An 18182-nucleotide genomic window follows, 5' to 3' on the forward strand; every position below is an offset into this window, starting at 1 on the left:
AACCAGGACTCTACCCAGAGACCCGGTCCCTTTTTAGTGCAGCCGACGAACTTGACATTGCCCAGAAGGGACCAGGTCTCTTTCTAGGGTCTCTCTCCAAAATCACGCGCTGATCAGCGGCGTGGCCTTGGCCTGGAAATTGGCGTTCACCAGAGCCGTCACCGCCGCCTCGGGGTCTTTAACGCGAAACTGGGCCCCCAGGCGCACAAACTGTCGCTGCTGGTTGGCCCCAATCACCGCAATCACCGGCACCCGCGCATACTTCGGGTCATCCCCCTGGTTGTTACGAATCACGTTGCGCAGGCGGTGCTGCTGCTCAATGTCGCCCGCCAGGCGCGGGTCTAGCTCGACCATTACCATGCGCACGTCCTCAATCGACTCGGCATCGTCAATGATGAACTGCACCCGATCGTCGCGGCGATCGACCTTGCCCCAGATCATCAGCCGCTTGTCGGCAACAATGTGCTGACCAATCCGCTCAAAGGATTTGGGAAACACCACCGCCTCCGACTGACCAGTGAGGTCTTCGAGCTGAACGATCGCCATCCTGTCCCCCTTCTTCGTCACCACCGGCTTGACGCTGGCCAGAATCACGATCGCACTCAGGGTTACGTTATCGGGCTGTTCATGCAGTTCGGCCAGGTTGATCGGGGCCAGCACCCGCGCCGATCGCTGCACTGACTTGAGCGGATGGTCAGAAATGTAGAAGCCCAGCAGCTCTTTCTCCTGTCGCAGCTTTTCCTGGGCCTCAAAGTCGGCCACCAGGGGCGCTTTGGGCGCGGTTTCGTAACCGCTGGCTGGGGATGCCGCCTGGGTATCGCCGCCGCCCAGCATCATGTCGAACAGGTTGCCCTGGCCGATCTCCCGGTCCTTGGCGCGGCCCTGAGCCCAGTCGATCACCAGCTCCAGATCCTGCATGAGCTGGTTGCGGTTGGGGTCGAGTTTATCTAGCGCACCGGCCAAAATCAGCGATTCTAGGGCGCGGCGGTTGACCGAGTGCAGATCGACGCGATCGCACAGTTCCGCCAGCGACTTAAACGGCCCGTCCTCTTCGCGGTTTTTTAGAATGCATTCGATCGCGCCCAAACCCACGTTGCGCACCGCCGAGAGACCAAACAAAATGCTCTTGCCCTCGGGTGTAAAATCGACCAGCGATCGGTTGATATCCGGCGGCAGCACCTCAATGCCCATGGCGATGCAGTTGGCGATGTGCATCTGCACCTTGTCCTGGTCGCCGCTGTTGGAGGTCAGCAGCGCCGCCATGTACTCCACGGGATAGTTGGCCTTCAGGTAGGCGGTCTGAAAGGTGACAAACCCATAGGCGGTGGAGTGCGACTTGTTGAAGCAGTATTCGGCAAACTTCACCATCTGGTCCCAGAGTTCTGTCGCCACCTTCTTGGCGACGCCTTTCTCCATGGCACCATTGACGAAATTTTCCTGGTGCTTGAGCATTTCCGACATTTTCTTTTTACCCATGGCCCGCCGCAGCAGGTCGGCCTGGCCGAGGGAGTAGCCGCCCATATCCTGGGCAATTTTCATGATCTGCTCCTGGTAGACCATGATGCCGTAGGTTTCGCTGAGAATCGGCTTCAAAATTTCGTCGGCAAAGTCGATTTTCTCGCGCCCGTGCTTGCGGTTGATGAATTTGGGAATTAACCCGGCATCCAGCGGCCCCGGTCGATAGAGGGCCAGCACGGAGGAAATATCTTCTAAACCTGAAGGCTTGAGGTCTTTGACAATCTGGCGCATGCCGGACGACTCCAGCTGAAACACACCGCCCAGATCGCCGCGCTCCAGCAGCTTGTAGGTGGCGGGGTCATCCATGGGCAGGTCGTCTGGATCAATCTTTTCACCGTGGGTGGCCTCGATTAAATCCAGGGTTTTTTGGATCATGGTCAGGTTGCGCAGGCCCAAGAAGTCCATCTTCAGCAGGCCCAGGGCTTCGACGTCTTCCATGTAGTACTGGGTGATCACCTGACCGTCGTTGTTGCGCTGCAGGGGCACAATTTCGTCGAGCGGATCTTTGGAGATCACCACCCCGGCGGCGTGCATGCCGAAGGTTTTGTTCGTGCCCTCGATGCGCAGGGCCATGTCGAGCCAGCGGCGGGTCTGGGGGTCGTTCTCGTACTTTTCTTTGAACTCGGGGGCGGGGGTGTCGTCGGAGATCATCACCTTGAGCTTGGTGGGCTTGCCCCGCGCCACCGGAATCAGCTTTGCCATCCGGTCCGACTCGGCGTAGGGGATATCGAGCACGCGGGCCACATCTTTGAGCACCGCCTTAGAGGTCATGCGGTTGAAGGTAATAATCTGGGCCACCCGCTCCTCGCCGTAGCGGCGGGTGACGTACTGGATCACTTCTTCGCGGCGATCGATGCAGAAGTCAGTGTCAATATCCGGCATCGACTTGCGCTCGGGGTTCAAGAAGCGCTCGAACAGTAGCCCGTGGTGGATGGGGTCGATGTTGGTGATTTCCATGGCGTAGGCCACCAGCGACCCCGCCGCCGAGCCGCGACCCGGCCCCACCGGAATGTTGTTGTCGCGGGCAAAGCGAATGTAGTCCCACACCACCAAGAAGTAGGTGGGGAAGCCCATCTGGATCATCATCTCGATTTCGTATTCGAGGCGATCGCGGTATTCCTGCTCAATCTCCCCGTAGCTAGCCGCTTTCATCCGCTTGACCAGCCCTTCCTTGGCCACGTGGCCCATGTAGGCCCCAGCATCCTCATTGAACTCTGGCGGAATGGGGAAGTCGGGAATGCGCGACTGGCCCAGGATGCCGGTGTACTCTTCAACTTTTTCAGCGACTTCCAGGGTGTTGGCGATCGCTTCTTCGATCACCGCTTCAGGAATGTGATCGCGAAACAGCCGCCGCATTTCGTCGGCGGATTTGACATACTCGGTGCCGCTGTAGCGCAGCCGCTTGTCTTCGGTCAGCAGCTTGCCGGTCTGGATGCACAACAGCGCGTCGTGGGCCTCCACATCGTTACAGGAGATGTAGTGGCTGTCGTTGGTGCAGATGACTTTAATGTCTAGCTCGCGGGCGATCCTCAGAATTTCTACGTTCACCACCCGGTCTTCGGGGGAGCCGTGGTCCTGAATTTCCAGGTAGTAGTCTGCGCCGAAGAGATCCTTGTACCACTGGGCCACCTTGCGGGCCACGTCGGGCCGCTTTTGCAAAATGGCCTGGGGCACCTCGCCGCCGAGGCAGGCGCTGGTGACGATCAGCCCCTCGTGGTACTGCTCCAATAAATCCTTATTGATACAGGGGCGCGAAAAAATGCCCTTGCCCTGCACCCCCTGCAAGTGCGAAATCGTGGTGAGCTTGACCAGGTTCTTGTAGCCCTGGGTATTCTTCGCCAACACGACTTGATGATAGCGGGGGCGGCGCTGCTGCTGCGAAATGTCGCCGTTGATCAGGTACATCTCATTGCCGATGATCGGCTTGATGCCCGCCCCTTTGCAGACCTTGATCAGCTCGATCGCGCCATACATGACGCCGTGGTCGGTGAGGGCGATCGCGGGCATGCCCAGCTCCTTGGCCCGCTCCACCAGCTGGGGCAGCTGACTGGCCCCGTCGAGCAGGCTGTAGGCACTGTGGATGTGGAGACCAACAAAGGACATAGCGCCGCGATACAATAGTACAATTTTACTGCGATCGGTGACCTGCGGGTCAAACGGCTCTGACCAGCAGGCAGCCAAGCTGCTCCTAAGGTTAGCTGATTTATAGAACTACATCTAGCGAATTTGAGGAAATATAGAAATTTAAACCGCCACATGTGGCGTGCTCTGGGTATGCTGCCGACTTCAGGCTCTAGGCGCGGCGGCAGTGGCAGAATCAGCCTATCTCGGCTAAAAGTCTAGAAAGGCCCTGGGGAAACTGGCTGAAGTACCTCTAAGCCGCAAACAGCGATATCCAGCTCAAACCCTTTTTGGAAATCGGCTCGCGATCGCTGCCTCTGCCGCTCAACCCGCACAAACCCGCTTAGAAAAGCTCAATTCTACAGCCAGGCAGATAGACTTAAGCTTGAGATCTAGTTGAATAAAGAGACTAACTGGGTCGTCTGACCGGCTGATATCGTTTGGCTCACACAACGCTTCAATGGGTAATGTCAAGCTGATACTGCAGCTTTTACAGGGCTTAGCTCGTTTAGCACAGCGGCAGCTCTTGAAAATTTTCAAAAAGTCTTGGGTACGGTGGTACATGCGCCTGGGCCACGGAGCCAAGGGTGCGTTCTATGGCCTGATCGGTTTACTTGCCATCAACGATATCATTCACGACCAGCCCATCGTCGCGGGCAGCGAGGCGGTGCTCGCCGACCTAGATAGCTGGCCTCTGGGTAGCGCGGTGCTGGGGCTGCTGGCGTTTGGCCTGCTGGGCTATGTGCTGTGGCGTCTAACGCAGGCAAGCATCGGTCCCGGGCACACAGAGGCTTTGAGTATTCGTCAGGTGCTACAGCGCTGCGGCTATGTTGCCAGTGGTATCACCTATCTTGGCATTGCCCAGAGCGCGGCTAAACTGGCCCTGAACTTAGCCGTCGATTTTGACGATACTATAGAAGATCTGGCCTCCGTTCTCTTCGAGCAAGACGTCGGCCCCTGGATGCTTTTAGGGGTTGGTATCGGCGTTGTAGCCGTGGGTTGCCTCTATATTTATGGAGCGGTTTCCGGTGGCTATATCAACGATTTTCATCGCGACCTCTATCGTCCTGTCCGGCGATGGGCAAAAGTGATCGGTAGAGTTGGCATTACGGCTCGCGGGGTTGGATTCGTCTTAATCGGAGCGTATCTAATTAAAGCTGCCTACCTGGTTGATGACGAGTCAGCTGGTGGGCTGGGCAATGTGTTTGACGAGCTAGACGAGGTGTTTCTAGGCGAATACTGGCTGGGCGCGATCGCACTGGGTTTCTTGGCCTACGCCATCTACATGATCGTGGCTGCCTTCTATCGCCAGTTTCCAACCGTTGACTCTTCCATCGGGGCTAAGAACGGCTAGGCCCTACCAGTTGTAAATAAGGGAAAAGATTGCCGTGCTGCAACGCAGATTGAATCGACGCTATTGGCTAGCGCTGCTGCTTTTGATGGCTGCCGGTCTGCTGATGCACATTAGCTTCTGGTCAATACCCGCCGACGATCTAATGGGTGAAGATATTTACTACATCTGGCTGGAAGGGAAGCGAATTATTGCCGGAGAAAATCCCTACGCCAGAGTTTTAGCCAGCGACATGCGGGCGAACGACAAGTATGCCACCTATTTTCCGCTGGCCTATCTCTTCTCGGCGCTGGTGCAAAAAGTCGGTCTAACAACCTTTTCAGGCTGGCTTTATCTGTGGCGGCCCCTTTCATTTTTCTTTCACCTGGGCATAGTAGCGCTGACGCTCAAGTATTTTTATCGGCGGGGTTTGTGGCTGCTGGGCTTTGTCGCCGCCGCCGTTCTCCTGCTGGGCCGCTGGAGCATTTACATCACGCGGGTGCACCATTTAGAATTTGCGGCTATCTTCTGTTTACTGGTGTCCCTACGGCTTCTGCAGTCAAGGCCTCGATTGGCACTGCTTGCGTTCAGCTTGTCGTTAGGAATCAAACAAATTGCCATCTTTTTGCTGCCCCTCTACCTAATCCATCTCTGGATGACCGGGAGTAAAGACAAGCGTATGAAAGAGGTAGTGTACGGGTTTCTAATTATTCTAAGCGTTCCAGTTTTGACCTCGCTGCCTTTCCTGATATGGAATGCCGAAGGTTTCTTTAAATCAATTATGTTTTCAGCCACCCGATTAGGAAGTTCACACATTGACGGTGCGCCCTCCCTGGACGTGATTTTTTCTGAAAATTTGCCCTGGCTGGTGGGGCTAAAGGCCAAGCTGCTGCTGCTGGCGCTGATGGCGCTAATCTACCTGAGTTTTTGGCGAGAGCAGACCAGTATGTTGGCGGCCGCCGCCCTGGTGATGATGGTATTTCTCTACTTCAACTCTGTACTGTTTTTGCAGTATTTTTTGTGGCCCCTGAGCCTGACGCTGCTGGCGTTAGTTGAGCGGGTACCCCCGTTAATGCCCTTATTAAGTTCTCCCCTAGTGCCACCAATACACCCTCAAAGCATTAGTCCAGTATCCAAATAGCGGCAGAGCCGCCGATGAGCACTTTAGGATGGAGCATCCAAGGGGCCGCGAACATGGAACCGGCGTTCTAGTTAGCAATATCTTTTCTGCCTGGCAGCAGGCGATCGCCTACTCGGGCGTAGATCCAGGATTGGGATCGTAGGTAGCCCAGGTTTGCCATAGCCAGGGGTGAATTTCGCGCGGGTAGAGCAGCCAGGTGCGCTCAAAGGGCTGGCTGAGCGTCTGCACCAGCGGTGACAGGTCTTTGATGTCGGTAAAGGCGTTGTCGCTGTGCAGACAAATGCCTTCGTTGTAGGTGGTGTAGCCTCGGCTCCAGGTGCGGCGCAGACCGCTGTAGTGCTCGCCGCTGTAGCCCTGCTGCTCCAGGTGCTGTCGAACGACGGCCAGCAGACTGTCTTGCTGCTCTACCGACAGCCGAGTTATCTCCAGGGTTTTGAGCAGGTCGCGATCGAGGAAGCGGCGGCACAGGTCGGCCAGCAGCAGGTCGGGGCTGTGTCGCCACCGCTGCAGGTGGTAGGTAAACACAATGTCGTCGCCGGCCAGGTAGGTCTCTAGCGCCAGGGGGCGATCGGGGGCCAGCAGCCAGGCGGTAACGGTGGGGTCGGCCTCCAGCTTGCCCACCAGCAGATCAGAGCGAGCCCGTTCAAAGGCCCGCTCTAGCAGCCAGGTGACGGCAATATTTTTGGGGTGGTTGTACACCTGCACATACATAAAGTGGCGCACCACCAGGTAGTGCTCGATCGCAGATAACCCCTTGTGGGCCACCACCAGCCGACCGCTAACGGGCTCAAACCGCAGCGCCATCAGAATGCGGTCTAAATCGAGCTGGCCGTAGCTGGCCCCGGTAAAGTAGCTGTCGCGCAGCAGGTAGTCGAGGCGATCGCAGTCCAGCTGGCTACTCACCAGCTGCCACACCAGCGCAACGGGGTGCTCGTGGGTGTAGACCTGATCGACCGCCTCAGCCAGCCCCTCAGAATGCGCCTCCAGGGCGTCGTGAATCTCCGGCAGCTCGCGGATGATGCGGCGGGTCCAGTGCTCGTGCTGGAGGCCAAACACCTCCTCGGCGGTGTGACTAAAGGGGCCGTGGCCAATGTCGTGCAGCAGCGCCGCCACCAGCACCGTGGCCCGGTAGGGGGCTAGCTCCGGGTAGCGGCGCTGAATCTGGTCAAAGGCGCGGCGGGCGATCGCCATTACTCCCAGCGAGTGGGTAAAGCGCGAGCTTTCGGCCCCGTGAAAGGTGAGGCTGGCCGGGCCGAGCTGACGAATCCGCCGCAGCCGCTGAAAGGATGGCGTGTCGATTAGCTGAGTCAGCAGCGCCTCGTCGGGGTCGCTAGCGTGCAGGGTAATCGCGCCGTGCAGAGGGTCGTGGTACGAGCGGCTGGCCTTGGTTTGCACGGCGTTAGAGAAAGTGGGTTTAGGAAGCACTGGCGACCACCGTAGCGGCCTGACTCAGCATCTCCAGGGCAGCCTGGTACTGGGGGTCGGCCTCGGTGGCAACGGTGTCGCGGTTGAGGGGCACGCTGGCCACAATGCGATCGGGGGTAATGCCCAGCTTGTTGATGTCGTGGTGGGCCGGGGTTTCGTACTTGGCCACCGTCACCGCCAGCCCCGCCCCGTCTGAGAGGTCAAACAGCGACTGAATCAGTCCCTTGCCAAAGGTGGTGCTGCCCACCAGGGTAGCGCGGCCATTGTCTTGCAGCGCCCCGGCCAAAATTTCGCTGGCGCTGGCGGTGCCTTCGTTGACCAGCACCACCAGCGGCGCATCGGTAATCGCCTGCCCAAAGGCCTCAAAGCTATCTAAAATGCCCTGGCGATTGACGGTGTAGACAATGGTGCCCTGGGGCAGCCACAGCCGCGCAATTTCAATCCCCGCCTGGAGCAGGCCACCGGGGTTGTTGCGCAGATCTAGCAGATACCCCTCCGCTCCCTGGTCGGCCAGATCGCGAATGGCATCGGCCAGTTTTTCGACCGCATTGCCGTTGAACTGGCTCAGCCGCAGATAGCCCACCCGCTGGCCCGCCGGGGTAGTCTTGAGCGCCGCCACCACCGGGTTAAGAGTAATGACGTCGCGGATCAGCGATACCTGACGAGCCGTCGTCTCGTCGGGACGGCGCAGCTGCAGGGTAACCGTCGTGCCCGCCAGCCCTCGCATGCGAGCGGCGGCTTCGTCCAGGGTCAGCTCGGTGGTGTCCGTACCGTCAATTTCGAGCACCACATCCTGGGGCTGAATGCCCGCCTGCTCAGCGGGAGACCCTTCAATGGGGGCGATTACCCGCAGCCAGCCGGGATGCTCATCTTTTGAAATTTGCAGCCCTACCCCCGTCAGTTCACCAGCGGTGCTGGTTTGCAGGCTGCGGTACTGAGCCGGGGGCAGCAGTCTGGTGTAGGGGTCTTCTAGCCCGGCCAGCATGTCCTGAATGGCCTGATAGGTGTCGGCCCGGTTGGTCAGCGATCGCTCCAGGGTGTGCTGGCGCGTGAACCACCAGTTTTGGTGATTAAAGGTCTCGTCGACGTAGGCGCGATTGACGATGCGCCACACCTCCGCCACCAGGTTTTGCTCGTTGGTGAGGGCCATAGCCGGCCCCGCCGACCAGCCGCCGACCGCTAGCCCAACCAGACACAGACAGAGAATACTGAGACGCAACAGAGGTCTGATCATAAACGCAAGCAAAGGCAGGCGGTGAAAGTAGGTGTGAGAGGGGTGCGATGGTCGTTGGCGTAGCCACTACAGAGGAGTGAACAGAGGAGTGAAACCGCCCCTTAGAGCTATCCCCACGGCCAAGTGGTCTGTGGGGATACCTTCAGTTATTACTGATCTCCCCTCGACATGACAGGCAGCCCAGAGCAGCTTGGCAGACCGGCTCAGTCCGCATCTGGTTTGGACCTAGGATGGGCGATATCCACAGCCATTCGGCATCGGCTTCACATTAGTTTATTGTGACTATTTTAGACGGGTTGTGCCTAACCCCTCTTGGGGAAGAGGCTGAGGTCAAATAACCAGGCCTAAAAAATCGCTCATCCTGGCCAATCGAACTGTCGCCCCAGCGCGGCGATCGCGGCTTACCCCCGCTTTGAGCTGCCTAGCTCCAGGGCACAGGCCAGCCGCAGAGACTGACGACAATGAGTGCCCTACAGCGACCCAATTGTAACGAAATATTTCAAGCCGATCGGACCTTCTCATTTGTCCACGAGGGGCATAGAGGCTGAATTTCTGCCCTATTTCTGCCCCAGGGAACCCAATTTTCGCTTGCCCTGCGGTTGATAGCGATAGCAGAACGGTCTCCAGGGCTTAGAATTTATAGCTAGAGAATTTAGCGCAGCCATTACGGCTATGTTACATTTTTCATTGACGGCATTTATTGATATATAGAGTTAACCGAGAGTTACCCGCTTCATGTTTACCAAGCAAGTTACTGACTCTAAGACCTTCCAGTGGTTTAACGAGCGGCTAGAGATTCAGGCCTTGGCCGACGACATCTCTAGCAAGTACGTGCCGCCCCACGTCAATATTTTCTATTGCCTGGGTGGCATTACCCTGACCTGCTTCCTAATCCAGTTCGCCACTGGGTTTGCGATGACCTTTTACTACAAGCCCACGGTCACTGAAGCATTCAGTTCTGTGCAGTACCTGATGACCGACGTCAACTTTGGCTGGCTGATTCGGTCTATCCACCGCTGGTCGGCCAGCATGATGGTGCTGATGATGATTCTCCACGTGTTTCGGGTTTACCTCACTGGCGGCTTCAAAAAGCCCCGCGAGTTGACCTGGGTTACCGGCGTGGTGCTGGCGGTGATCACCGTTACTTTCGGCGTTACCGGCTACTCTCTCCCCTGGGATCAGGTGGGCTACTGGGCCGTGAAAATTGTGTCTGGGGTACCTGGTGCTATTCCTGTGGTGGGTTCTACCGTGGTTGAGCTGATGCGCGGCGGCGAGGCCGTTGGGCAAGCTACCCTGACCCGCTTCTACAGCCTGCACACCTTCGTTCTGCCCTGGGCGATCGCGGTATTCATGCTGCTGCACTTCCTGATGATTCGCAAGCAGGGTATCTCTGGCCCTCTCTAAGCAACGCGGGGCGATTCGAGGGGCAACCTGAGGACGCTTCGAGGGTTTGAGCTTTCGGTATAGCAAAGCTCTTTGGGGGGCATGACGTTTGGTTTCGGCTGCACAGACTGCCCCATCTGAATGATTTAAACTTTGGGCCTGGCCCAACTGGCTGTAACAGGAGAAGTTTTTCGATGGCGACCATTAAAAAACCGGATCTGAGCGATCCTAAGTTAAGAGACTTGCTCAAGCAGGGCATGGGTCACAACTACTACGGCGAGCCTGCCTGGCCCAACGACCTGCTCTATATTTTCCCCGTGGTAATTTTGGGCACTATTGCCTGCTGCGTGGCGCTGGCTGTGCTAGATCCCGCTCTGGTGGGTGAGCCTGCTGATCCCTTTGCCACCCCGCTCGAAATTTTGCCTGAGTGGTACCTGTACCCCACCTTCCAAATTCTGCGGATTGTGCCGAGCAAGCTGCTGGGTATTGGCGCAATGACCGCCATTCCCCTGGGGCTGATGCTGATTCCCTTTATCGAAAGCGTCAACAAGTTCCAAAACCCCTTCCGTCGTCCGCTGGCTACCACCCTGTTTATGTTTGGTACGCTGGTCACGCTGTGGCTGGGTATTGGCGCGACCTTCCCCATTCAAGAATCTTTGACTCTGGGTTTGTTCTAGACTGTCAATTTCATTCGTTATGAAAGACCTGCGTAAACTGTATCGTTTTACGCAGGTTTTTTTGCTGAGGCGGTACTCTTTGGCTAAGCTAAATGAAAGCGGCTGGTAAGCGTTGATACAGGAGTAGGCAATGGCAAGGGTAATTCCCAGACAGACACCCACACAAGCCCATTTGCAGGTGGTCAGCCAGCTCGATGTCATCGCTCAGGTGCAGCGCTGGTTTCGCGAAACCTGCCGTTCCCTAGAGGGCGAGTCGGCCTGGGTCGGTAACCACTGCGATCGCCTGGCCCTGGCCCTGACCGAAGGGTTTACCAATGCGGTGCGCCACGCCCACGCCCACCTGCCTCCCGAGACCGGCATCGACATTGACCTGGCCCTCGACACCGACCAGGTTGAAATCCGGATTTGGGACTACGGCGACCCCTTTAACCCCGAACTGCTGCCCGAACCCCAGCCGGGCGAGCTGCTAGAGAGCGGCTACGGCTGGTTTTTGCTGCGCCGCCTGGCCGACAAGGTCACCTATTACCGCTCCAAGGACGGGCGCAACTGCCTGTCCATTGTGAAATACGGTACCTGCCCGACCTGAGCTTCTTCTTAGTGTCGTTTAGCTCAGGCCCAGCCCTGCACCTGTCGAAGGGTGAATGGGTAGCCTAGGGGCACAACGCCGTTACCATGCTGCCTGCGATGGGTTTTTCGACCAATCATCTATCCGTTTTAGATCCTATAGATACGCCTGCCCGGAGAGAGGCTGCTGGGGATCACTCCGGTCGGGTTGTGTTTGTCTTTCTCGAAATTTTCTCCTGCGAGGGGGGCATTCAGTCGTACGTCAAAGACATCTTTAAGGCCTATCTAGATCAGCCGACTCCGGCTCCGGCAGATGTTTTTTTGCTGCGCGATGGAGTTGGGGTAGACAATCCCTACGACCGCTCGCCCCTGCGGTTTCACTACTTGGCCTCAACCCCTGCGGCCTGGGGCCGGGCCAAGCTGGTGGCCGCGCTGCTGGGGCATTTGATCAGGCAGCGACCGCAGCGAGTGGTGTGTGGTCATGCGCTGCTGCTGCCCCTGGTGGCTCCCCTCTGCCGCTGGCTCAACCTGCCCTACACGGTTATTACCTACGGCAAAGAGGTGTGGGAGCCGCTGCCGCCCCGGCCGCAAAAGGCATTGCGCCAGGCTGATCAGATCTGGGCGATTAGCCGCTACAGTCGCGATCGCGCCTGCACCGCTCATGATCTTGACCCCAACCGGGTGCACCTGGTTCCCTGCGCCGTCGATGGTGAGGTCTTTTGCCCAGGGACAGCCGATCCCGCCCTGGTCAAAACCTACGGTCTGGCCGGTTGCCCGGTGCTGATGACCGTCGCTCGACTGTGGTCGGGGGATATTTACAAAGGAGTCGATGTCACCATTCGGGCGCTGCCTGCGATCGCGGCGGCCATTCCTGCGGTGAAATATTTGGTAATTGGCCGGGGCGATGACCAGCCCCGGCTGGCGGCACTGGCCGAGGAACTAGGGGTGAGCGATCGCGTCGTGTTTGCCGGGTTTGTGCCTACCGCGGCGCTAGTCGACCACTACCGTCTGGCCAGCGCCTACGTCATGCCCTCCCAGGAGGGCTTTGGCATCGTCTATCTGGAGGCGCTGGCCTGCGGATTGCCGGTGCTCTCAGGCGACCAGGATGGCTCTGCCGACCCCCTGCAAGATGGCCGTTTGGGCTGGCGAGTCCCCCACCGCGATTCTGAGGCAGTGGCCGCCGCCTGCATCGAGATGTTGGCTGGTCACGACCGCCGCTGCCAGGGATCATGGCTGCGGCAAGAGACCCTAGCCGCCTTTGGCCCCACAGCCCTGGCCAACTGCCTGCACCAGGCCCTGAAGGCGAACCCAAGGGCGAACCGAATTGCTTAATTAGGCCCAATCCCAGCGCTACAATAGAGGCCACAGAGCAGGGCTCAGCCATAGTCTGCTCTGACGGCCTGACGGAGAACGCCCCCTGTGAACCAAAATAACTTCAACCAATATCGGGTGAATTTATCGGGGCTGGGCTGCTGGCTCACCCTGATCGGCGTCGTTTGGCTGCTGGGTGCCGTAGGCCTGGGCTGGCTGGTGAAGTCGCTGGCGGTGCTGGTGGTGCTGCTGCTGGCGGCCCCGGTGCTGGGGTTCATTGGCCTGCGGTACTGGCTGCGGCGCAACCTGGTGCAGGGGCCCTGCCCGGTGTGCTCAACCACGCTGACCGGCATCAAAGGGGCCGACACCCGCTGCCTCAACTGCGGCACTCCTCTACACACCGAGGCCAACGGGTTCTCGCGCGTGACCGAGGCGGGCACTATTGATGTGACCGCCGTGGATATCACCGTAGACAGCAAACCCGTACTGCCGGATGCAGACTAACGGTCTGGGTCAGTTACGGTTAACCGCTATGTCGAAGTGAGTCTGTGTTGTTAGGATAAATAAACCTCATCAAGTTTAGACGTGGAGTTCTGCCTGTGGAAAAACTACAGACCTCGCGCTGAACCTGGTACAACGGCCCAACGCAAAACATTACCCTGGAACGCATCGCTATGCCCGCCGCCATTCAAGTCGAGAAAACCAAGCTCAAGCAGCCGCCTTTAGAAATTCACACCCTGGGCGATCGCGTGCTGCGCCAGCCCGCCAAGCGCGTGGCTAAGGTTGACGATGAGATTCGGGCGCTGGTGCGGGAAATGCTGCAAACCATGTACAGCGCCGACGGCATTGGCCTGGCGGCCCCCCAGGTGGCCGTCAACAAACAGCTGCTGGTGGTCGATGTTGACCCCGAAAACGCGGCGACTCCGCCCCTGGTGCTGATCAATCCTCAAATCGTCAAAGTCTCGAAAGAGCTGGCTACCGGGCAGGAGGGCTGCCTCAGCATTCCCGGCGTTTATCTCGACGTGGTGCGCCCCGCCGCGCTGGAAGTGTCTTACAAAGACGAGAACGGTCGCCCCAAAAAGCTCCAGGCCAACGAACTGCTGGCCCGCTGCATTCTCCACGAGATGGATCACCTCACCGGGGTATTGTTTGTAGACCGGGTAGAAAACGCCCTGGCCCTCAACCAAGAGCTGCAAAAGAACGGCTTCTACGCCAAAGACGTGCAGCCGCTAAGCGCCTAATTACAGCGCAAACCCCGTGGTATGCTGCCTCGGTAGGCCAGCGACTGGTCTATCGAGGCAGACATTTAGGAGAAAGGCTTGTGACCCCCAAAAGTGGCCTGTTTTTGGCTGGTTCCTGCATTGCTGCGATCGCGGCGGTGGGCTCTATTTTTGAGCTATCCTCCGGCAGCCCCGACTGGGGTACGGTGCCTACTACGGTGGTGCTGGGGCTCTGCGTGCCGCTGGTTGGGGTGCTGTTTTACGCGGCTGTCAAAGACGCCAAGGCCAACCAGGAGTAGACCTGGGGCTTGCATTACTCAGCTTATTTTGGCGAGTGGAATCCTTACGTCAGTCTCAGCGTCTACCATAGGGACCAGCGATTTAGGACGAAGCGATGGAGCCGAACCGAGATACCCCAGGATTGACCCGGCGATCGCTGCTGGCGGCGGCAGCGGCAGGGACTACGGTAGTGCTGCTGGGGCGTCCAGCCCAGGCCTACGATGTCATTCTCAACCCCGATGCCCCGGAGCTGGGCGACACTATTTCAGTGATTGCGGTGCCGCGCACGTCGGCCTCAACCCAGCCCAGGGTCACCGTCAACGACAGCCTTGAGTACCCGACCTTTCCTATCAGCGGCAATCGGTTTCGCGCTCTGGTGCCCACCAGCCCCCTCGACCCGCCGGGACGGATGGTGATTCGGGTCATCGGTGACGGCAGCGACACCCGCAACCTGGCGCTGGGGCTTAAAAACCGCAACTTTCCCACCCAGCGCATTACCCTGTCGCCCAGCCAGAGCGACCTGGGCACCCAGCACGAGTTTGACCGGGTGGCGGCCTTTAAGAATATTGTCTCCCCCGAGCGCTACTGGAACGGGGCCATGCAGCGCCCCAGTTCGGGCCGCACCTCAACCCAGTACGGGGTGCGCCGCTACTACAACGGCGTGTTTGCCCAAGACTACTACCACCGAGGGCTCGACTATGCCGCCGCTACGGGCTCCCCGGTGACGGCCCCAGCGGCGGGGCGGATTGCCCTGATTGGGCGCGTCGCCGACGGGTTTGAGCTGCACGGTAACACCATCGGCATCGACCACGGCCAGGGGGTGCTCAGCATCATGATTCACCTCAGCCGCATCGACGTCAACGAAGGCGATATGGTGCAGCCGGGCCAGGTGATTGGGGCGATCGGCACCACGGGCGCATCGACGGGGCCGCACCTGCACTGGGGGCTGTACGTCAACGGCATCTGCGTCGATCCTGTGCCGTGGATGGCTAGGGGGTTTGAGTAGCGCGGGTGCGCGGGAGCGTGGGCGGGTAGTAGCTTTGAAGGGTGGGCAATGCCCACCATCCGCTATAAGCTTCAAGCAACCCGCTTAGGAATCCTTTGATGAACATCTACGACATTTTGGCCCACACCCAGCGGCCACGAGTGAGCGATGGGCAAACGGTGTCGCTGCTGACAGACTGCGAGACGGCGGCGCAGATGCTGGTGCTGGTGTGGTCGCAGCTGGGCGACTTTGACAGTCTGGAATACGCCTGGTGGCTACAGCGAGAGGCTGAAGCCCTGCGCCAGCGCAATATTGCCGTGCGGGCGGTGGGGATCGGCGATCGCGCTTCTGGTCAGCAGTTCTGCGCCTATACTGGCTTTTCCGCTGACGCTTTGTTTGTAGATGAGACGGCGGCCCTGCACCGTGAGCTGGGGCTGTACGAGGGGCTGAGCCTGAAGCCGCCGGGGCTCAAACCAGGGCAGGCGGCCTGGCTAAACTTGATGCTGATGTGTGCGGGGATTGCTAGCCCCGGCACGCTGCGCGAGGTGCTGCGCGGCTACACGGGCGATCGCCGCGCCCCCCAGCTCATCGGCGACGACGAGGTGGTAAAGGCCGGGCCGCTGCCGCCCCTGACCGGCAAAGCCTTTAATATAGTCGGGGGCAGCGGGTTTCAGCGACCGATTGAGCTGGCCACCCTGCGCCTGCGCAACATGACTGAAGTGCTGAGCCACTGGAGCACCTACGTGCCCAATGCCGCCTACCTGACCCAGCGCGGCGGCACATTTTTGTTTGATAGCGATGGCGAGCTGCTGTACGAGCACCGCGACCCAGGCATTCTTGGCTTTGCTGCCACTATGGCCAACCCGCTGGCGTTTTTGGCCAACTATACCTCAGCGGTAAACGCTGGCTAGCGATCGGAAACAACGTTTACCCAAACGTTTCCTTACTCTGAAAAAATTTGATAGTCTCGACAAGCACCGTAGAGAATTAGGCGCTATGCTCTGGCTCGAGCCGCTAGAACAGCTGCTGGAAAGTGTTGTTTTAATAACCAGGTTTTGCCTAGAAGCTATTTCAGTGCTGTGCGTTGTGGTAGGTCTGGCTAAAACAGTGGGCTTAGCCATCACCCTCAATCGTCAGCAGCGGAAAGAGGGGTTTCCCTTCAATCAGGTGAGGCTGAAGTTTGGGTTGTGGTTAGCCCTGGCCCTGGAGTTTCAGCTGGGGGCCGATATTCTTTCTACCACAGTCACACCAACGACTCAAGATCTGATTAAGCTGGCGCTAATCGCCGTCATTCGTACCTTCTTGAACTACTTTTTAGGTAAAGAGATGGCCGATGAAATGGCCCTGGAGCGCGAGCGGCTGGCGTTGAGTCAGCAGAGACGGCAGGAGTGAGTGAGGGTGAGGAGGGCGAGGAGGGTGGGGAAGGCGGAGGATTGGAGTTCAAAATTCAACGTGCAAAATTTTGTCAGTCCTTTCGACTGGCCTAACCTTCGGGGAGCGTTCTCAAAGGAGCAACCTTGAGCTGTGAATTTTGAACTTTGAATTTATTCTTCTAGGCTCTCATCCCCCTTTCCCTCAGCTGCCGGTAAATTCTCCAGCAGCACCTTATCGACTCGGCGACCGTCCATATCGACCACCTCAAACCGCAGCCCTTCCCACTCGAACGAGTCGCCTGCGCTGGGAATGCGGCCCATGTGGCGAATGATGAAGCCCGCCAGGGTGTGGTAGTTGTCTTCGTCTTCGGTTAGTTCTTCGCGATTGAGCAGATCTTTGAGGTCGTCTACCGGCAGCAGACCATCGAGCAGCCAGGAACCGTCGGCCCGCTGGGTCATCATGGGGTCTTCGGCATCGTCTAGGGAGGGCAGGTCGCCCACGATCGCCTCCACCACATCGTTGAGGGTGACCAGCCCTTCCACACCGCCGTACTCGTCGAGCACCATGGCAAAGTGGGTGCCCGACGACTTAAACAGCTCTAGCACCTTGAGCACATAGGTGCTTTCGGCCACAAACAGGGGCGGCTGCAGCAGGCTCAGCAGCGTGACGGGTTCGGTGTTCTGGCTCAGGTAGTTGGGCAGCAGCGCCTTCAGCGACACGACGCCCACGCAGTCGTCGATGCTGTTGTTGCAGACCGGAAAGTGGGAGTGAGCGCTCTGCATGACCAGCTCGCTGTGCTCGGCAAAGGAGGCGTCAACGTTGAGCCATTCAATGTCGGTGCGCGGGGTCATGATCGAGCGAATGGGGCGATCGCCCAGCTGCAGCACTCGGCCCATCATCTCTTGCTCGGCCACCTCAAAGTTACCGGCCTGGGTGCCCTGGTCAATCAGCAGGCGCAGTTCTTCTTCGGTGATGGCTGCCTCAGGTCGTTCTCTAAGCCCCATCAGGTTGACGACAAAATTGGTCGAAAACCCCAGCAAAGCCACCAGCGGGGTCGCCAGCCGAGACAGCCGCTGCATGGGTTTGGCTACCTGACTGGCGATCGCCTCTGGGTAGCTGAGGGCAATGCGCTTGGGCACCAGCTCGCCCACCACCAGCGACAGGTACGTAATTAGCCCGACCACTATCGCCAGGCTGATCACCTCGCTGTAGGGCGCAAGCCTGGGCACCTGATCGAGCAGCTGGCGCAGGGAGTTGGCGACGGTGGCCCCGCCCAGCGCACCGCTGAGAATGCCAATCAGCGTGATGCCAATTTGCACCGTGGATAAAAAGTCGTTGGGGTTGTTGGCCAGCTTGAGGGCCAGCCGCGCCTTGGCATTGCCGCGCCGGGCTTGATGCTCCAGGCGGGCCTTGCGGGCCGACACCAGGGCAATTTCTGACCCTGAAAACACCCCATTGGCCACAATCAACAGCAAAATAAGTACACTTTCGCGGGCAATGTCAGACATAGGTAAGGGGTAACGAGGGTAAGGCAGCACCAGACAGCCACAGCCAATCAGCGGGAACCCGAGTCTGAAGCAGGGGCACAACGGTGAATTGCGGTGGATAGCTATAGCGAGT

General features: G+C 58.6%; 16 protein-coding genes. 12 read left to right on the forward strand and 4 right to left on the reverse strand.

The window, feature by feature from the left end:
* Positions 1-102 precede the first annotated feature (102 nt).
* Positions 103-3621, reverse strand: a complete 3519-nt coding sequence (locus ACQ4N7_RS08645; protein ID WP_430711206.1) for a DNA polymerase III subunit alpha — start codon at positions 3619-3621, stop codon at positions 103-105.
* Positions 3622-4165: 544 nt separating this feature from the next.
* On the opposite strand from ACQ4N7_RS08645, the gene ACQ4N7_RS08650 reads away from it, so the two are divergent.
* Together ACQ4N7_RS08650 and ACQ4N7_RS08655 are read left to right on the forward strand one after the other, a co-directional pair.
* Positions 4166-4993, forward strand: coding sequence for a DUF1206 domain-containing protein (locus ACQ4N7_RS08650; RefSeq protein ID WP_430711207.1), 828 nt, complete (start codon positions 4166-4168; stop codon positions 4991-4993).
* 49 nt (positions 4994-5042) lie between these two features.
* Positions 5043-6110, forward strand: coding sequence for a hypothetical protein (locus ACQ4N7_RS08655; RefSeq protein WP_430711208.1), 1068 nt, complete (start codon positions 5043-5045; stop codon positions 6108-6110).
* Between the two features lie 108 nt (positions 6111-6218).
* On the opposite strand, the gene ACQ4N7_RS08660 is transcribed toward ACQ4N7_RS08655, so the two are convergent.
* On the reverse strand, positions 6219-7505 hold the full coding sequence (locus tag ACQ4N7_RS08660; protein WP_430711209.1) for an HD domain-containing protein: 1287 nt from the start codon (positions 7503-7505) through the stop codon (positions 6219-6221).
* Between the two features lie 19 nt (positions 7506-7524).
* Entirely contained in the window at positions 7525-8769 is a 1245-nt protein-coding gene (ctpA, locus tag ACQ4N7_RS08665) for a carboxyl-terminal processing protease CtpA (RefSeq protein WP_430711210.1), read from the reverse strand.
* A 735-nt stretch (positions 8770-9504) separates the two neighbouring features.
* Here ctpA and petB point away from each other — a divergent pair.
* The 10 genes from petB to ACQ4N7_RS08715 all read left to right on the forward strand — a co-directional run bounded on the left by petB (position 9505) and on the right by ACQ4N7_RS08715 (position 16580).
* On the forward strand, positions 9505-10173 hold the full coding sequence (gene petB / locus ACQ4N7_RS08670; RefSeq protein ID WP_106921075.1) for a cytochrome b6: 669 nt from the start codon (positions 9505-9507) through the stop codon (positions 10171-10173).
* A 173-nt stretch (positions 10174-10346) separates the two neighbouring features.
* Positions 10347-10829, forward strand: a complete 483-nt coding sequence (gene petD / locus ACQ4N7_RS08675) for a cytochrome b6-f complex subunit IV (protein ID WP_106871250.1) — start codon at positions 10347-10349, stop codon at positions 10827-10829.
* A 130-nt stretch (positions 10830-10959) separates the two neighbouring features.
* Positions 10960-11415: an ATP-binding protein gene (locus tag ACQ4N7_RS08680; RefSeq protein ID WP_430711211.1), complete on the forward strand. Its 456-nt coding sequence runs from the start codon at positions 10960-10962 to the stop codon at positions 11413-11415.
* A 98-nt stretch (positions 11416-11513) separates the two neighbouring features.
* On the forward strand, positions 11514-12725 hold the full coding sequence (locus ACQ4N7_RS08685) for a glycosyltransferase (RefSeq protein WP_430711213.1): 1212 nt from the start codon (positions 11514-11516) through the stop codon (positions 12723-12725).
* A gap of 87 nt (positions 12726-12812) precedes the next feature.
* On the forward strand, positions 12813-13208 hold the full coding sequence (locus tag ACQ4N7_RS08690; protein WP_430711214.1) for a hypothetical protein: 396 nt from the start codon (positions 12813-12815) through the stop codon (positions 13206-13208).
* Positions 13209-13378: 170 nt separating this feature from the next.
* Entirely contained in the window at positions 13379-13945 is a 567-nt protein-coding gene (gene def / locus ACQ4N7_RS08695; RefSeq protein ID WP_106873171.1) for a peptide deformylase, read from the forward strand.
* 80 nt (positions 13946-14025) lie between these two features.
* Positions 14026-14223, forward strand: coding sequence for a hypothetical protein (locus ACQ4N7_RS08700; RefSeq protein WP_106873170.1), 198 nt, complete (start codon positions 14026-14028; stop codon positions 14221-14223).
* A 95-nt stretch (positions 14224-14318) separates the two neighbouring features.
* Complete coding sequence (locus ACQ4N7_RS08705) at positions 14319-15209, forward strand: M23 family metallopeptidase (RefSeq protein ID WP_430711215.1); 891 nt, start codon at positions 14319-14321, stop codon at positions 15207-15209.
* 98 nt (positions 15210-15307) lie between these two features.
* Positions 15308-16099, forward strand: a complete 792-nt coding sequence (locus ACQ4N7_RS08710; protein ID WP_430711216.1) for a peroxiredoxin-like family protein — start codon at positions 15308-15310, stop codon at positions 16097-16099.
* A gap of 85 nt (positions 16100-16184) precedes the next feature.
* Entirely contained in the window at positions 16185-16580 is a 396-nt protein-coding gene (locus ACQ4N7_RS08715; RefSeq protein WP_430711217.1) for a DUF1622 domain-containing protein, read from the forward strand.
* Between the two features lie 152 nt (positions 16581-16732).
* Here ACQ4N7_RS08715 and ACQ4N7_RS08720 read toward each other — a convergent pair whose 3' ends face one another.
* Positions 16733-18070 carry a hemolysin family protein gene (locus tag ACQ4N7_RS08720; RefSeq protein WP_430711218.1) on the reverse strand — a complete coding sequence of 446 codons (1338 nt, stop codon included), beginning with the start codon at positions 18068-18070 and terminating at the stop codon, positions 16733-16735.
* Positions 18071-18182 lie beyond the last annotated feature (112 nt).

The organism is Nodosilinea sp. AN01ver1 (assembly GCF_050565655.1).
In the GTDB taxonomy this organism is placed as follows: Bacteria; Cyanobacteriota; Cyanobacteriia; order Phormidesmidales; family Phormidesmidaceae; genus Nodosilinea.

Excerpts from the sequence above, each read along its gene's own strand:
- ACQ4N7_RS08645 (WP_430711206.1), bottom strand. The coding sequence starts at position 3,621 with ATGTCCTTTGTTGGTCTCCACATCCACAGTGCCTACAGCCTGCTCGAC.
- ctpA (WP_430711210.1), bottom strand. The coding sequence starts at position 8,769 with ATGATCAGACCTCTGTTGCGTCTCAGTATTCTCTGTCTGTGTCTGGTT.
- petB (WP_106921075.1), top strand. The coding sequence starts at position 9,505 with ATGTTTACCAAGCAAGTTACTGACTCTAAGACCTTCCAGTGGTTTAAC.
- petD (WP_106871250.1), top strand. The coding sequence starts at position 10,347 with ATGGCGACCATTAAAAAACCGGATCTGAGCGATCCTAAGTTAAGAGAC.
- ACQ4N7_RS08680 (WP_430711211.1), top strand. The coding sequence starts at position 10,960 with ATGGCAAGGGTAATTCCCAGACAGACACCCACACAAGCCCATTTGCAG.
- ACQ4N7_RS08685 (WP_430711213.1), top strand. The coding sequence starts at position 11,514 with ATGGGTTTTTCGACCAATCATCTATCCGTTTTAGATCCTATAGATACG.
- def (WP_106873171.1), top strand. The coding sequence starts at position 13,379 with ATGCCCGCCGCCATTCAAGTCGAGAAAACCAAGCTCAAGCAGCCGCCT.
- ACQ4N7_RS08705 (WP_430711215.1), top strand. The coding sequence starts at position 14,319 with ATGGAGCCGAACCGAGATACCCCAGGATTGACCCGGCGATCGCTGCTG.
- ACQ4N7_RS08710 (WP_430711216.1), top strand. The coding sequence starts at position 15,308 with ATGAACATCTACGACATTTTGGCCCACACCCAGCGGCCACGAGTGAGC.
- ACQ4N7_RS08715 (WP_430711217.1), top strand. The coding sequence starts at position 16,185 with ATGCTCTGGCTCGAGCCGCTAGAACAGCTGCTGGAAAGTGTTGTTTTA.
- ACQ4N7_RS08720 (WP_430711218.1), bottom strand. The coding sequence starts at position 18,070 with ATGTCTGACATTGCCCGCGAAAGTGTACTTATTTTGCTGTTGATTGTG.